This is a genomic window from Pseudomonas canadensis (assembly GCF_030980095.1).
GTDB lineage: Bacteria > Pseudomonadota > Gammaproteobacteria > Pseudomonadales > Pseudomonadaceae > Aquipseudomonas > Aquipseudomonas canadensis.
This window is the reverse complement of sequence record NZ_CP133298.1, coordinates 476,207-490,978: the sequence shown is the minus strand read 5'-3', so window position 1 is coordinate 490,978 and position 14,772 is coordinate 476,207. Positions and strand designations below refer to the sequence as shown.

Below are 14,772 nucleotides of genomic sequence, written 5' to 3'. Positions count from 1 at the left end.
CGCGTAATTTCAAGTGAGTTTCCCCCATGAAAAGCCAGCCCGATGTCGCCCGTATGGCGGCCGAGGTAGTGACGCAGTTACCGGTGCCTTCGCGCCTCGGTATGCTGCGTTTCGAGCGGCTGAATGAGGCAAGCTGGGCCCTCCTTTACCTCGACCCCAATTGCGAACGCCAATTCGGCCTGCCGGCGGTCGAGCTGTGCGCCTTGATCGGCACGCCCTACGCCAGCCTGATGGAGCCCCAGGCACGCTATCAACTGCACGACACCATCCAGCAGCAACTGACCCAGAGCCCGCATTACCTGGTGCGCTACACCCTGCACACCAACGACGGGCCGATGAGCCTGCTGGAGATGGGCGAATCCTATAAACAACACAATCGCCACCTACTGCGCGGTTACTTGATGGTGGTCGACGGCCTGTTCAGCGAAATTCCCACCGCTGCCCCGACGGAAGACCTGGAGAACCAGAACAGCCGCCTGCAGATCGCCCTGGAACTCAACCAGCGTGCCCAACTTGAACAATTGCAGCATCTGGAGCGGGTGCGCGCCCAGCAGGAACTGATCCTGTTGCTGGCCCGCCAGCGCTACACCACCCACAATTCGCTGCAAGAAGCCGCCGAACTGATCACCCGCAGTGCCTGTGATATCTACCAGATTGACTGCGCCAGCATCTGGAACCTCGAAGGCCAGCGCCTGGTGCCGATCTCCGCCTACCACCGCGCCGACGAGCAACACCACCTGCCCGAATCCATTGATGCAAGCTGCTTCCCGGACTACCTGGAAGCCTTGCACAGCAGCCGGGCGATCGACGCCACCAACGCGCTGCGCGACCCTCGCACCCGGGAAATGGCCGACAGCCTGCGCGATAAAGACATCCACGCCATGCTCGACGCGAGCATTCGCGTCGACGGCCATGTGGTGGGCGTGCTGTGCCTGGAGCAAAGCGGCAGCACCCGCGCCTGGCAGGCCGATGAAATTGCCTTTGCCGGCGAGCTGGCCGATCAGTTCGCGCAGGTCATCAACAACCACAACCGCCGTACGGCGACCAGCGCTCTGCACCTGTTCCAGCGCGCCGTGGAGCAAAGCGCCAATGCCTTTCTGCTGGTCAATTGCGACGGTGTGGTCGAGTACGTCAACCCGAGCTTTACCGCGATCACTCAGTACAGTGCCGAAGAGGTCCATGGCCACCGCCTGGCCCAGTTGCCGGCGCTGGAAAACCTCAGTGAATTGCTGTTCGACGCACCGTCAGCCCTGGCCAAGAGCAACAGCTGGCAGGGTGAATTCAAGAGCCGCCGCAAAAATCTCGAACCCTACTGGGGCCAACTGTCGATTTCCAAGGTGTATGGCGACAACCGCGAGTTGACCCACTACATAGGCATCTACGAAGACATCACCCAGACCAAGCTGGCCCAGCAGCGCATCGAGCGCCTGGCCTACACCGACAACCTGACCAACCTGGGCAACCGCCCGGCGTTCATCCGCAACCTCGACGAACGCTTTGCCCGCGACAGCGACAGCCCGATCAGCCTGTTGCTGGTGGACATCGACAACTTCAAGCGCATCAACGACAGCCTCGGCCACCAGACCGGCGACAAGCTGCTGATCAGCCTCGCACGGCGTTTGCGTAACAGCCTGAGTGCCGGCGGCAGCCTGGCACGGTTTGCGAGTAACGAGTTCGCGGTGCTGCTCGACGACACCGACCTGGAGAGCGGCCAGCAGGTTGCCAGCCAGTTGCTGGCAACCCTCGACAAACCGATGTTCGTCGACAACCAGTTGATCAGCGTCACCGGCTCCGTGGGCCTGGCGTGCGCACCGCTGCACGGTCGCGATCCGCAAACACTGATGCGCAACGCCGGCCTGGCCTTGCACAAGGCCAAGGCCAACGGCAAGCATCAGGTCCAAGTGTTTACCGAAGCGCTGAACGCCGAGGCCAGCTACAAGCTGTTCGTCGAGAACAACCTGCGCCGCGCCCTCACCCAGAACGAGCTGGACGTGTTCTACCAGCCCAAGCTGTGCCTGCGCAGCGGCCGCCTGCTGGGCATGGAAGCGTTGCTGCGCTGGAACCACCCGGAAAAGGGCATGATCCGCCCGGATCAATTCATCAGCGTGGCGGAAGAGACCGGCCTGATCATCCCGATCGGCAAATGGATCGCCCGCCAGGCTTGCCGCATGAGCAAGCAACTGAGCGCCGGCGGCATGGGCAACTTGCAGGTGGCAATCAACCTGTCGCCCAAGCAGTTCTCCGACCCGGACCTGGTGGCCTCGATTGCCGCGATCCTCAAGGAAGAACAGTTACCGGCCAACCTGCTGGAGCTGGAACTGACCGAAGGCCTGCTGCTGGAAGCCACCGAAGACACGCGCCTGCAGCTTGATCAACTGAAAAGCTTTGGCCTGACCCTGGCCATGGACGACTTCGGCACCGGCTACTCGTCGCTGAGTTACCTGAAAAAATTCCCCATCGACATCATCAAAATCGATCGCAGCTTTATCCACGAAATCCCGGACAACCAGGACGATATGGAAATCACCTCCGCAGTGATCGCCATGGCCCACAACCTCAAGCTCAAGGTGGTCGCCGAAGGCATCGAGACCGCCGAGCAGCTGGCGTTCCTGCGTCGGCACCGTTGTGATGTGGGCCAGGGTTACCTGTTTGACCGGCCAATCCCCGGTGCAGAGCTGCTGGCGATGCTCAAACGCTACCCGCGCGGGCCAATCGCCTGACAGCGCTGTAACACTCGGGCACACTGACGGTCTGAAAATTTACCGCTAACTCAACCTGACGAGAGGACTGATCATGGTCTTGCGCTCGGAAATTCTGGTGAACAAAAACGTGCTGCCTACCCAAGAACAAGCTCTGCCTGGCCGTGAAACCCCGATGGCGCTGCCAGAGAATCACTTCGTCAACGGCAACCCGCTGCTGGGCCCGTTCCTTGATGACGTCGGCTTTGCAATCTTCGGCCTGGGCTGCTTCTGGGGGGCCGAGCGCCGGTTCTGGCAGCGCGATGGCGTGGTCAGCACCGTGGTCGGTTACGCCGGCGGCTACACGCCGAACCCGACCTACGAAGAAGTCTGCTCCGGCCTGACTGGCCACAGCGAAGTGGTACTGGTGGTGTATGACCAGGCCAAGGTGAAATACGAAGATTTGCTGAAGATGTTCTGGGAACTGCACAACCCGACCCAGGGCATGCGCCAGGGCAACGACATCGGCAGCCAGTACCGCTCGGTGATCTATGCGACCACGCCGGAGCAATTGGCGGCAGCGAAGGCGAGTGCCGAGGCTTATCAAGCTGAGCTGACCAAAGCCGGACTGGGTGCGATCACCACGGAAATCGAAGAAGCGCCGACGGTGTATTTTGCCGAGGCGTATCACCAGCAATACCTGGCGAAGAATCCGCAGGGCTATTGCGGGATTGGCGGAACGGGCGTGAGCTGCCCGATCTGAAGCCATTTTGTGGTTACACAGATCCCCTGTGGTGAGCGAGCTTGCTCGCGCTGGGGCGCGAAGCGGCCCCAATAAGGCCGCTACGGTTTTTCTGATAGACCGTGGTGACTGGTTTTGGGGCTGCTACGCAGCCCAGCGCGAGCAAGCTCGCTCACCACAACAGCCCGCCCCCCGCAAATTGATCAGCGTTGCTGACTACTCAGCGATGAGCCAATCCATCTGCCATCCACCCTGGGTCTGACCCAGCTTCTTGGACAGCCACGGCAGCAGCTCACGCAACTCCTCTTCCAAACCCCACGGCGGGTTGGCGATCGCCAGGCCCGAGCCGGTCAGGGTGTTGGGTGTGTCCAACGGATGCACCAGCAACTCCACACGCAGCAACTTCGGCGCACCGGTGCCGGCCAAGTCCTGGTAGAAACGGCGCAACATGCGTTGGTCTTTCACCGGGTACCAGATGGCCGCGACGGTCTGGCGCATGCGGCTCACGGCTTCCTTGAGGGAAGCGGCGCAGCGTTGCATCTCGTCGAGTTTCTCGAACGGTGGATCGATAAGCATCAGCGCACGCTTTTCCGGCACCGGCAGCAGGGCACGCGGTACATGCCAGCCTTCGCCCAAATGTACCTTCACGCGGCGATCACCCTTCATGTTGTCCTTGAGCAGCACACCGTCTTCCGGGTGTTTTTCATTGAGCAGCACACGGTCCTGTGGGCGAGTGAGGCGTCGCGCCAACTCCGGCGAACCTGGGTAGTAACGCAACTCGCCATCCGGGTTCATCTCATGCAGCACGCGCATGTAATCGGCTGTCAACGGCGGCAGATCGCTTTCGCCCCACAGGCGCGCGATGCCTTCCAGGTATTCACCGGTCCGGTTGGCCTGGTCGCCCTGCAGATCGTACAGGCCGATCCCGGCGTGGGTGTCGAGGTAGGCGAACGGCTGCTCCTTGCGCGACATCAGGGCGATGAGGCGGGTCAAGGTCAGGTGTTTGAAGACATCGGCGTGGTTGCCGGCGTGAAAGGCGTGACGATAATTCATGGTTGCTCCTGCGCAGGGGGCGAAGTTTACCTTTTACGCGGGCGTTGGTGCAGTGCGGCGTGCCGGGCGGTGCTTATGTCGAAAAGAGAGGTGTGCACCTGAAAAAAGTCTAAATGTTGGTGAGGGTGCGGATTTATTGTGGCGATCCACACGCCAGGGAGGTCCACCACCATCATGAAAGACGCCACCATCGCATTGCACCACGGCTTCAAGTCGGACCCGACCACCAAGGCCGTCGCTGTGCCGATCTACCAGAACGTCGCGTTCGAATTCGATAACGCCCAGCACGGCGCCGATCTGTTCAACCTGGACGTGCCCGGCAATATCTACACACGGATCATGAACCCCACCAATGACGTGCTGGAACAGCGCATCGCCGCGCTGGAAGGCGGTATCGCGGCGCTGGCGGTATCGGCCGGCAGCGCAGCGATTCACTATGCGATCCAGACCCTTACGCGAGCGGGCGACAATATCGTCACCACCCCGCAGCTCTACGGCGGCACCTACACCTTGTTCGCGCACTTGCTACCCAGCTTTGGCGTCGATGTGCGTTTCGCCCGTGACGACTCGGCCGAAGCTATCGCCGAACTGATCGACGGCAACACCAAATTGGTCTACTGCGAAAGTATCGGCAACCCGGCGGGCAATATCGTCGACCTGGAAGCCCTGGCCAAGGTCGCCCACGCGCGTGGCGTGCCGCTGATGGTGGACAACACCGTGGCCACGCCGATCCTGTGCAAGCCGATCCAGTTCGGCGCCGATATCGTGGTGCACTCGGTGACCAAATACATCGGCGGCCACGGCAATTCCCTGGGGGGCGTAATCGTCGACAGCGGCACTTTCCCCTGGGCCGACTACCCGGAGAAATTTCCCGGTCTCAACAACCCAGAGCCGGCCTACCATGGTGTGGTCTACACCGAAAAGTTCGGTCCCGCCGCCTTCATCGCCCGCGCGCGTACCGTGCCGTTGCGCAACACGGGCGCGGCGCTGGCACCGATGAATGCCTTCCTGCTGCTACAAGGCTTGGAAACCCTGGCCCTGCGCATGGAGCGTCATACTGAAAATGCCTTGAAAGTTGCGCAGTTCCTCCAAGGCCATGCCGAGGTGGAATGGGTCAGCTACGCCGGCTTGCCGGATCATCCGCACCACGAACTGGCGCAGAAATACCTGCAGGGGAAACCCTCGGCGATTCTTTCGTTCGGCCTCAAGGGCGGTTATGCCGCCGGTGTGCGCTTCTACGATGCGCTGCAAATCTTCAAGCGCCTGGTGAACATCGGCGACGCCAAGTCGCTGGCGTGTCATCCGGCGTCCACCACTCACCGGCAAATGAACGAGCAGGAACAAGCCAAAGCCGGCGTGAAGCCGGAAATGATTCGCCTGTCAGTAGGCATCGAGGCGATTGAAGACCTGATCGAAGATCTGCAGCAGGCGCTGGGTTCAACTCAACTCTGAAGCCAGGTAGTCCGCCAAACCGTGATGGCTGACATCCCGGCGGCGCGTGAAACAGGCGACCTTGTGCCGCAAGGTCGTCGGCACGAATGCGGTGTAAAGGTCGGGCCGCTGCTCTTCGAGCCCTTGCAGGAGGTTATCGATCAGAGTTTGGGGCGATTGCTCGGCCAGATGTTGCAGTAAAGGCGCAGGCGCTCGCCACCACGGGCTCGCCTTGGCGGCTGTGACTGGGCCAGAAGTGACGGTCAGCGACTGGCCATTGATCACGTAGCGCTGGAACACCGGCAATAGCTCATCGCCCGACTGCTGAAGGATTGGCAGGAATTGAGCACCATCCCAGAACCGTAAGAACACATCCTGACCATCGGGCAGGTAGACCTTGGTCAGTCCTTGCAGGTGTGCAATCACGGTTTCCAGCGGGTGGGTCGATATGGCCAACCACCCCCAATCCGTGGCATCAGTGCAGGCGGCCCATTCCAGGAAAGGACTGCCCGGCTCGACAATGCCTACATAGGGCATGACCTCGTCCCATGTCGCATAGGCCGTGCCGGCCCATACGGGTTGCGGCGGGGCCCCGACGGCGAGCGCCCGCCAAGCGTCAAGGGGTTTGGCGTCGCTGGCAGCGCTCAGCACTGCAAACAGTTGTTCGCCAGGCAGCAAAGGTTGATGCATCTTCGTAAATCCCTTTAAAAGTCAGATGGGGCCGCACTGGCCGTTTTTGCAACGCTCGCACTCTTCGCAAAACGGCGCGCTGCGCTTGAGGCTGGCCACCTGCACGCGGCTCAGCGGAGCAGGAATCACCGCCAGCAGTGTTTCCTTCAGTCCAGGCGTTAACGGCGCTGCAGTAGCAGCGGGCGCACTGCCAAGCTGGATTGGCACACTGCTGAAAATCCCGCCCGCAGACAGCGTGATCGACTGCCCGCCCGCCTGAATCGTGACAGTTGCGCCACCATCGATCACAACGCTTTGCCCCGCGCCTATCAGAATGGCCTGCCCTGCCCTTACCTGCCGAGAGCCGCCAACCATCAAGTGGTCGTCTCGCTTCAGGTCAGTCAGGCGGTTGCCATGGATAATGCGCAGCTCCTCGCCTTGCAGTTCGTGATGCGACTCACCGTCCACTTTTACCCGAAGGTCATGCAGCACGTGTTGGGTCCAGTCCCGCTGGGCACGCAGGTAGATTTCCTCGGCCCCCTTGCGGTCCTCGATGCGCAACTCGTTGTAGCCACCACCACCGGGGCTGCTCTGGCTGCGGAAGATGCTGCGGGTCTTGTCCGCAGGCAGATCGAGGGGCACCTGGGCGGCCGCATTGGGTAGGCAGCCCATGACCAGCGGCATATCCATGTCGCCATTAACGAAGCCTACCAACACTTCCATACCGACCCGAGGGATCAATACCGCCCCATAACGATCATGCGCCCAGCCGCTGGCAACCCGCAGCCAGCAGCTGGAATGGTCGTTATGTTCCCCATCGCGATCCCACGCCAACTGCACCTTGACCCGGCCGTATTCGTCGCAATGGATTTCGCTGCCGGCGGGACCGGTCACCACTGCGTTCTGGTAACCCGATATTTGAGGCCGGGACATAATCAGAGGTGTTCGAAACGCTACGTCCCAAGGCGTTACAACAAATTCATTGCTGTAGCCTTGAGGCGACTCATTGCCAACAGACTCCTCAAGCACCTGAGGTTGGTGCCCTACATGGTGCAACTGGGTAATCAGCCACAAATCATTCCATTCCTGACGAGGATGCCCAGTCATCTTCAAGAACTGCCCAGTGACCAACGCCGGCTGGTCGCTAGCGCCGCTCGCCTGACGGTAATCGCTGCGATGACGCTCCAGCAGGCGTTGCGCCAGGTACTTACCACGCTCACGATCCGTGAAGTACCCAGGGTAGCGCTGGTCGTCCAGGGTGGGCCGCAGCTGACTGGATACTTCGCTTTCCAACGTCAGGCTAGGCTTTTTGAAATCGTAGTCCCGCAGGTTCACACCGGTGGTACGAGTCTTCAGCCGCAGAATAAAGCGCTTGATCGCTGTCTCGTCGGCAACCATCCCGGTACCAGGCGAATAAGGTGTGGGTTGATCAGGCCGCGCAAAAACACTTTGATCGTCGCCAAACACCAACAGGTGACGCTCAGGGGTGTGCTGGAAGTGATAGTGAATGCCCGATTCGGCACATAGACGCTGAATGAACTCCAGATCGGTTTCGCCGAACTGAACACAGTATTCACACTCGGGATACTTGCCGCTCAGTTGAAACGCGAAGGCATCACTTTGGATAGTCTGAGCTTGCAATACCTGCGCAATGATCTCGGGTACGGTTTTTTTCTGGAAAATCCGCTGGTGAGTGCTGTGTTCCAGATAAGCCAGCTGCGGCACCAGGGTGATCTGGTAACGGGTAAGGCGCCTGCCCGAATCGCCTTGCGCCACCCGATACACCAAGCCATGAATACCATGGCCATGAGCGTCAAACCCCAGGAACGCTTGACGGTGTAGCAGGCTCTCAAGGTCTTGATCGGACTGTTCGCTGACCAACTCAAGGTCAAAGCGAAAAGGCAGGCTGATGAACTCATCCCCCACGAAACCGTGGATCTGGAATTCACTGGGCTCCCCGTCGAGGGTCAGGGTAAAGGCGCTTTGGTTGGCAGGAGCGAACATCCGGTGTTTCTCTGCGGGGAGTGGGCTGCCGATTTTGCATCACCCTTGCGACCTGCTGAGCACTCGCCAAGAAAATCAGTAAAACCCTACGTGCGCACGTCCGAATTTTCTTAGGACCGACATAAATTACACATAAAAAAAGGCCCGCAATCCGTAGGACGCGGGCCTTTCTTTCAACTCACTTGGCGCTAAACACCCAGCGAATTACTTATTGAGGTTGTAGTCTTTTTCCGCAGCATCAAAACGCTCGACCATACCGGCAGTCGGTGCGCCCATCTTGCTCACGAAATAGATCGCCAGGCTGGCGAAGATAAAGCCTGGGATGATTTCGTACAGGCCCAGCAATTCGAAGTGTTTCCACACAATCACAGTGATCGCGCCGACCAGGATACCGGCCAGTGCGCCGTTGCGGGTCATGCCTTTCCAGATCACCGAGATCAGCACCACAGGGCCGAATGCGGCGCCGAAACCGGCCCAGGCGTAGCTCACAAGGCCCAGTACGCGGTTTTCCGGGTTGGCGGCCATGGCGATGGCGATCAGTGCGACCAGCAGCACCATCAGGCGACCGACCCATACCAACTCAACCTGGGACGCGTTTTTGCGCAGGAAGGTCTTGTAGAAGTCTTCGGTCAAGGCGCTGGAGCACACCAACAGTTGGCAGCTCAAAGTGCTCATCACCGCCGCCAGGATGGCCGACAGCAGCACGCCGGCAATCCATGGGTTGAACAGCAGCTTGGCCAGCTCAATGAATACGCGTTCGTGGTTTTCGGTCACAGGACCTGCCACTTCCGGATGCGCCGAGAAGTAGGCAATACCGAAGAAGCCCACCGCCACGGTGCCGCCCAGGCACAGGATCATCCAGGTCATGGAAATGCGACGTGCCTTGGCAATCGACTTCACCGAATCCGCCGCCATGAAACGCGCCAGGATGTGCGGCTGGCCGAAGTAACCCAGGCCCCAGCCCATCAGCGAGATGATGCCGATGAAGGTGGTGTTTTTCAGCATGTTGAAGTTGTCAGGGTTCTGGGCTTCGATCGCCAGGAACGTGGTGTCGACGCCACCGGTGGCCAGCAGCACGATGATCGGCGTGAGAATCAGCGCGAAGATCATCAGCGTGGCTTGTACGGTATCTGTCCAGCTCACGGCCAGGAAACCACCGATGAAGGTGTAGGCAATGGTCGCTGCGGCACCGGCCCACAAGGCAGTCTCGTAGGACATGCCGAAGGTGCTTTCAAACAGGCGGGCGCCGGCGACGATACCGGAGGCGCAGTAAATGGTGAAGAACACCAGGATCACCACGGCGGAGATGATCCGCAGCAGGCCGCTTTTATCTTCGAAACGGCTGGAGAAGTAATCCGGCAGGGTCAGGGCGTCACCGTTGTGCTCGGTCTGGACCCGCAGGCGACCGGCGACGAACAGCCAGTTGAGGTAGGCACCGACGATCAGGCCGATGGCGATCCAGCTTTCCGACAGGCCAGACATGTAGATCGCGCCCGGCAGGCCCATCAACAACCAGCCGCTCATGTCGGAAGCGCCGGCCGACAAGGCAGTCACCACGCTACCGAGGCTGCGACCGCCCAGGATGTAATCGGAAAGGTTGTTGGTGGAGCGATAGGCCATGAAGCCGATCAGCACCATTGCTGCGATATAGATCACGAACGTGATCAGGGTTGGATTACTAACGCTCATAAGAGTGACGCCCTGGCTTTGTTTTTATGTAGCAACGGTCTGTCAGACGGCCACCCACTGGAAGTAGGTAGACGTAGCTGCGTGCCGCGCATTTATGACTGACGTTTCCCCAGGAAAGCCGTCAGCCGATGAACCGAACTTTCAAAGTGGTTGCACCTTGGGCGCGAATGCTATTCAACAAAGCAAATAAGGTGCAACCAGTTTCGTGAGAATAAGTTGCACCTTGATATGTTTTGTGGAAAACGCCCTGTTTTTGCTCCTTTTCGGAGCAAGAACAGCCGATCTCAGAAGCAAACGCACCAAGGCAGAGCGGAATCCGTCGGCAGTGTCTTTTTTTCCCGATCACGATCGAAAATTTCCTGAATAAAAAGGGTTGCACCCGGTTGCACCTCTGCATGCGCAAAGCTAATCTTGCCGCCAGCTAATGCCACTCGGTAGTGGCACCCATGAGGATAAGAAAATGGCTACGACCACCCTTGGGGTCAAACTCGACGACCCGACCCGCGAGCGCCTGAAGGCTGCCGCGACCTCCATTGATCGCACGCCGCACTGGCTGATCAAGCAGGCGATTTTCAATTACCTGGAGAAACTGGAGGGTGGTGCAACCCTGTCCGAACTCAATGGTTTGAGCAGCAAGGACGCCGACGATGCAGGCGAGGTCCAGACCGACCACGCCCACCAGTGCTTCCTTGAGTTCGCCGAGAGCATCCTGCCGCAATCCGTATTGCGCGCCTCGATCACCGCCGCTTACCGCCGCCCCGAGCCAGAAGTGGTGCCGATGCTGATCGAACAGGCTCGTCTGCCGGCCCCGATGGCCGAAGCCACCAACAAGCTGGCCGCCTCAATCGCCGAAAAACTGCGTAACCAGAAAAGTGCTGGCGGCCGTGCCGGTATTGTTCAGGGCCTGCTGCAGGAGTTTTCCCTGTCGTCCCAGGAAGGCGTGGCACTGATGTGCCTGGCCGAAGCGCTGCTGCGCATCCCGGACAAGGGCACTCGCGACGCACTGATCCGCGACAAGATCAGCACCGGCAACTGGCAGCCGCACTTGGGCAACAGCCCGTCGCTGTTCGTCAACGCTGCTACGTGGGGCCTGCTGCTGACCGGCAAACTGGTCGCCACCCACAACGAAGCAGGCCTGACCTCGTCCCTGAGCCGCATCATCGGCAAGAGCGGCGAGCCGATGATCCGCAAGGGCGTCGACATGGCGATGCGCCTGATGGGCGAACAGTTCGTCACCGGCGAAACCATCGCCGAAGCCCTGGCCAACGCGAGCAAGTTCGAAGCCAAGGGTTTCCGCTATTCCTACGACATGCTTGGTGAAGCTGCGCTGACTGAACACGACGCGCAGAAGTACCTGGCCTCGTACGAACAAGCCATTCACTCGATCGGCAAAGCCTCCCACGGCCGTGGGATTTATGAAGGTCCGGGTATCTCCATCAAGCTGTCGGCACTGCACCCGCGCTACAGCCGTGCGCAGTACGAGCGCGTGATGGACGAGCTGTATCCGCGCCTGCTGTCCCTGACCTTGCTGGCCAAGCAATACGACATCGGCCTGAACATCGACGCCGAAGAAGCCGACCGCCTGGAGCTGTCCCTGGACCTGCTCGAGCGCCTGTGCTTCGAGCCGCAACTGACCGGCTGGAACGGCATCGGTTTCGTGATCCAGGCCTACCAGAAGCGTTGCCCGTATGTGATCGACTACGTCATCGACCTGGCGCGCCGCAGCCGCCACCGCCTGATGATCCGTCTGGTAAAAGGCGCGTACTGGGACAGCGAAATCAAGCGCGCCCAGGTCGAAGGCCTGGAAGGCTACCCGGTCTACACCCGCAAGGTGTACACCGACGTTTCCTACATTGCTTGCGCACGCAAGCTGCTGTCGGTGCCGGAAGTCATCTACCCGCAGTTCGCCACGCATAACGCTCACACGCTGTCGGCCATCTACCATATCGCCGGTCAGAACTATTACCCCGGCCAGTACGAGTTCCAATGCCTGCACGGCATGGGCGAACCGCTGTACGAGCAGGTCGTAGGCAAGGTTGCCGATGGCAAGCTGAACCGTCCGTGCCGTGTGTACGCTCCAGTCGGCACCCACGAAACACTGCTGGCTTACCTGGTCCGTCGCTTGCTGGAAAACGGCGCGAACACCTCGTTCGTCAACCGCATTGCCGACCAATCCATCTCCATTCAGGAGCTGGTGGCCGATCCAGTGGCCAGCATCGAGCAAATGGCCACGCTGGAAGGCGGCTTCGGCCTGCCGCACCCGCGTATCCCCTTGCCGCGTGACCTGTACGGCAGCGACCGCGCCAATTCGGCCGGTATCGACCTGGCCAACGAACACCGCCTGGCGTCGCTGTCCTGCGCCTTGCTGGCCACGGCTCACAACAACTGGAAAGCTGCGCCGATGCTCGGTTGCGCCTCCAGCGAGCAAGCGGCGGCGCCGGTACTGAACCCGTCCGACCTGCGTGACGTGGTCGGTCATGTTCAAGAAGCCACCGTCGAAGACGTCGACAACGCTATCCAGTGCGCCATCAGCGCCGGTCCGATCTGGCAGGCCACCCCGCCCGCCGAGCGCGCCGCCATCCTGGAACGTGCCGCCGACCTGATGGAAGGCGAGATTCAGCCACTGATGGGCCTGCTGGCCCGTGAAGCCGGCAAGACCTTCGCCAACGCCATCGCCGAAGTGCGTGAAGCCGTAGACTTCCTGCGCTATTACGCGGTGCAGGCACGCAACGATTTCACCAACGACGCCCACCGCCCACTGGGGCCGGTGGTGTGCATCAGCCCGTGGAACTTCCCGCTGGCCATCTTCAGCGGCCAAGTCGCCGCCGCATTGGCCGCCGGCAACCCGGTACTGGCCAAGCCGGCCGAACAAACTCCGCTGGTCGCCGCGCAAGCCGTGCGCATCCTGTTGGAAGCCGGTATTCCGGAAGGCGTGCTGCAACTGCTGCCGGGCCAGGGCGAAACCGTGGGTGCCCGCCTGGTGGGGGATGATCGCGTCAAAGGCGTGATGTTCACTGGATCTACCGAAGTGGCGCGCCTGCTGCAACGCAATGTCGCCGGCCGCCTGGATGCCCAGGGCCGTCCGATCCCGCTGATCGCCGAAACTGGCGGCCAGAACGCGATGATCGTCGACTCCTCGGCGCTCACCGAACAAGTGGTAATCGACGTGGTGTCCTCGGCCTTTGACAGTGCCGGCCAACGCTGCTCGGCCCTGCGTGTACTGTGCCTGCAGGAAGATTCGGCAGACCGTGTCATCGAAATGCTCAAGGGCGCCATGGCGGAATGCCGTCTGGGCAACCCTGAGCGCCTGTCCGTCGACATCGGCCCGGTGATCGATGCCGAAGCCAAGGCCGGCATCGAAAAACACATCCAGGCCATGCGCGACAAAGGCCGCAATGTGTATCAAGTGGCGATTGCCGACGGTGAAGAGATCAAGCGTGGCACCTTCGTGATGCCGACCCTGATCGAGCTGGAAAGCTTCGACGAGCTGCAACGGGAGATCTTCGGACCGGTGCTGCACGTGGTGCGCTACAAGCGCAAAGAGATCGACCAGCTCATCGGCCAGATCAACGCTTCCGGCTACGGACTGACCCTGGGCGTGCACACCCGTATCGACGAGACCATCGCCAAGGTGATCGACAACGTCAACGCCGGTAACGTTTATGTGAACCGCAACATCGTGGGCGCTGTGGTCGGCGTGCAACCTTTCGGCGGCGAAGGTCTGTCGGGCACTGGCCCGAAAGCCGGAGGCCCGCTGTACCTGTACCGCCTGCTGTCGACGCGCCCTACGGATGCCATCGAGCAATCCTTCGTACGCGGCGACGCACTGGCCGCGCCGGACGTGCGCCTGCGAGATGCCATGAGCCAGCCGCTGACCGCCCTGAAATCCTGGGCCGACAGCAATAAGTTCAGCGACCTGAGCGCCCTGTGCAGCCAGTTCGCCGCGCAATCGCAAAGCGGTATCACCCGCCAACTGGCCGGCCCGACCGGCGAACGCAACAGCTACGCCATCCTGCCCCGCGAGCACGTACTGTGCCTGGCGGAAGTGGAAGGCGATCTGCTGACGCAACTGGCGGCGGTACTGGCCGTGGGCGGTTCGGCGGTATGGCCGGAATCTGACCTGACCAAGGCCTTGTTCCCACGCCTGCCGAAGGAGATTCAGGCGAAGATCAAGCGCGTGGCCGACTGGACCAAGGACGACGTAGTGTTCGACGCGGTCTTGCATCACGGTGATTCCGATCAATTGCGTGCGGTGTGCCAGCAAGTTGCGCAGCGCAGTGGGGCGATTGTCGGGGTGCATGGCTTGTCCCAAGGCGAGACCGCGATTGCACTGGAACGCCTGGTGATCGAGCGGGCGTTGAGTGTTAACACGGCGGCAGCTGGCGGTAACGCCAGCCTCATGACCATCGGCTAACGGTAAACCCTGTGGGAGCTGGCTTGCCTGCGAGAGCAGCACCTCAGTGCAACTGACGCACCGAGGTGTCTGCATCGCAGGCAAGCCAGCGC

Annotated in this window: 8 protein-coding genes; 4 read left to right on the top strand and 4 right to left on the bottom strand. The window is 60.7% G+C overall.

Annotation, left to right across the window (positions count from 1 at the left end):
• Window positions 1-26 precede the first annotated feature (26 nt).
• The gene (locus RB216_RS02190) at window positions 27-2,720 is read left to right on the top strand and encodes a putative bifunctional diguanylate cyclase/phosphodiesterase (RefSeq protein WP_028615464.1); all 2,694 of its coding nucleotides are present in this window, start codon (window positions 27-29) and stop codon (window positions 2,718-2,720) included.
• Window positions 2,721-2,793: 73 nt separating this feature from the next.
• Complete coding sequence (gene msrA / locus RB216_RS02185; RefSeq protein WP_028615463.1) at window positions 2,794-3,441, top strand: peptide-methionine (S)-S-oxide reductase MsrA; 648 nt, start codon at window positions 2,794-2,796, stop codon at window positions 3,439-3,441.
• Window positions 3,442-3,636: 195 nt separating this feature from the next.
• Here msrA and RB216_RS02180 read toward each other — a convergent pair whose 3' ends face one another.
• Window positions 3,637-4,473: a 23S rRNA (adenine(2030)-N(6))-methyltransferase RlmJ gene (locus RB216_RS02180; RefSeq protein ID WP_028615462.1), complete on the bottom strand. Its 837-nt coding sequence runs from the start codon at window positions 4,471-4,473 to the stop codon at window positions 3,637-3,639.
• Between the two features lie 174 nt (window positions 4,474-4,647).
• Between RB216_RS02180 and RB216_RS02175 the strand changes: the two genes are divergently transcribed.
• Window positions 4,648-5,925, top strand: a complete 1,278-nt coding sequence (locus tag RB216_RS02175; protein WP_308908268.1) for an O-acetylhomoserine aminocarboxypropyltransferase/cysteine synthase family protein — start codon at window positions 4,648-4,650, stop codon at window positions 5,923-5,925.
• Here the strand turns inward: RB216_RS02175 and RB216_RS02170 are convergent.
• The 3 genes from RB216_RS02170 to putP all read right to left on the bottom strand — a co-directional run bounded on the left by RB216_RS02170 (window position 5,911) and on the right by putP (window position 10,266).
• Window positions 5,911-6,594: a DUF4123 domain-containing protein gene (locus tag RB216_RS02170; protein WP_308908267.1), complete on the bottom strand. Its 684-nt coding sequence runs from the start codon at window positions 6,592-6,594 to the stop codon at window positions 5,911-5,913. The genes RB216_RS02175 and RB216_RS02170 overlap by 15 nt on opposite strands.
• 21 nt (window positions 6,595-6,615) lie before the next feature.
• Window positions 6,616-8,577 carry a type VI secretion system Vgr family protein gene (locus RB216_RS02165; protein ID WP_308908266.1) on the bottom strand — a complete coding sequence of 654 codons (1,962 nt, stop codon included), beginning with the start codon at window positions 8,575-8,577 and terminating at the stop codon, window positions 6,616-6,618.
• 204 nt (window positions 8,578-8,781) lie between these two features.
• Window positions 8,782-10,266, bottom strand: coding sequence for a sodium/proline symporter PutP (putP, locus tag RB216_RS02160; protein ID WP_308908265.1), 1,485 nt, complete (start codon window positions 10,264-10,266; stop codon window positions 8,782-8,784).
• Between the two features lie 460 nt (window positions 10,267-10,726).
• On the opposite strand from putP, the gene putA reads away from it, so the two are divergent.
• Window positions 10,727-14,680, top strand: a complete 3,954-nt coding sequence (gene putA / locus RB216_RS02155) for a trifunctional transcriptional regulator/proline dehydrogenase/L-glutamate gamma-semialdehyde dehydrogenase (protein ID WP_308908264.1) — start codon at window positions 10,727-10,729, stop codon at window positions 14,678-14,680.
• Window positions 14,681-14,772 lie beyond the last annotated feature (92 nt).

Excerpts from the sequence above, each read along its gene's own strand:
- RB216_RS02175 (WP_308908268.1), top strand. The coding sequence starts at position 4,648 with ATGAAAGACGCCACCATCGCATTGCACCACGGCTTCAAGTCGGACCCG.
- RB216_RS02170 (WP_308908267.1), bottom strand. The coding sequence starts at position 6,594 with ATGCATCAACCTTTGCTGCCTGGCGAACAACTGTTTGCAGTGCTGAGC.
- putA (WP_308908264.1), top strand. The coding sequence starts at position 10,727 with ATGGCTACGACCACCCTTGGGGTCAAACTCGACGACCCGACCCGCGAG.
- RB216_RS02165 (WP_308908266.1), bottom strand. The coding sequence starts at position 8,577 with ATGTTCGCTCCTGCCAACCAAAGCGCCTTTACCCTGACCCTCGACGGG.
- putP (WP_308908265.1), bottom strand. The coding sequence starts at position 10,266 with ATGAGCGTTAGTAATCCAACCCTGATCACGTTCGTGATCTATATCGCA.
- RB216_RS02190 (WP_028615464.1), top strand. The coding sequence starts at position 27 with ATGAAAAGCCAGCCCGATGTCGCCCGTATGGCGGCCGAGGTAGTGACG.
- RB216_RS02180 (WP_028615462.1), bottom strand. The coding sequence starts at position 4,473 with ATGAATTATCGTCACGCCTTTCACGCCGGCAACCACGCCGATGTCTTC.
- msrA (WP_028615463.1), top strand. The coding sequence starts at position 2,794 with ATGGTCTTGCGCTCGGAAATTCTGGTGAACAAAAACGTGCTGCCTACC.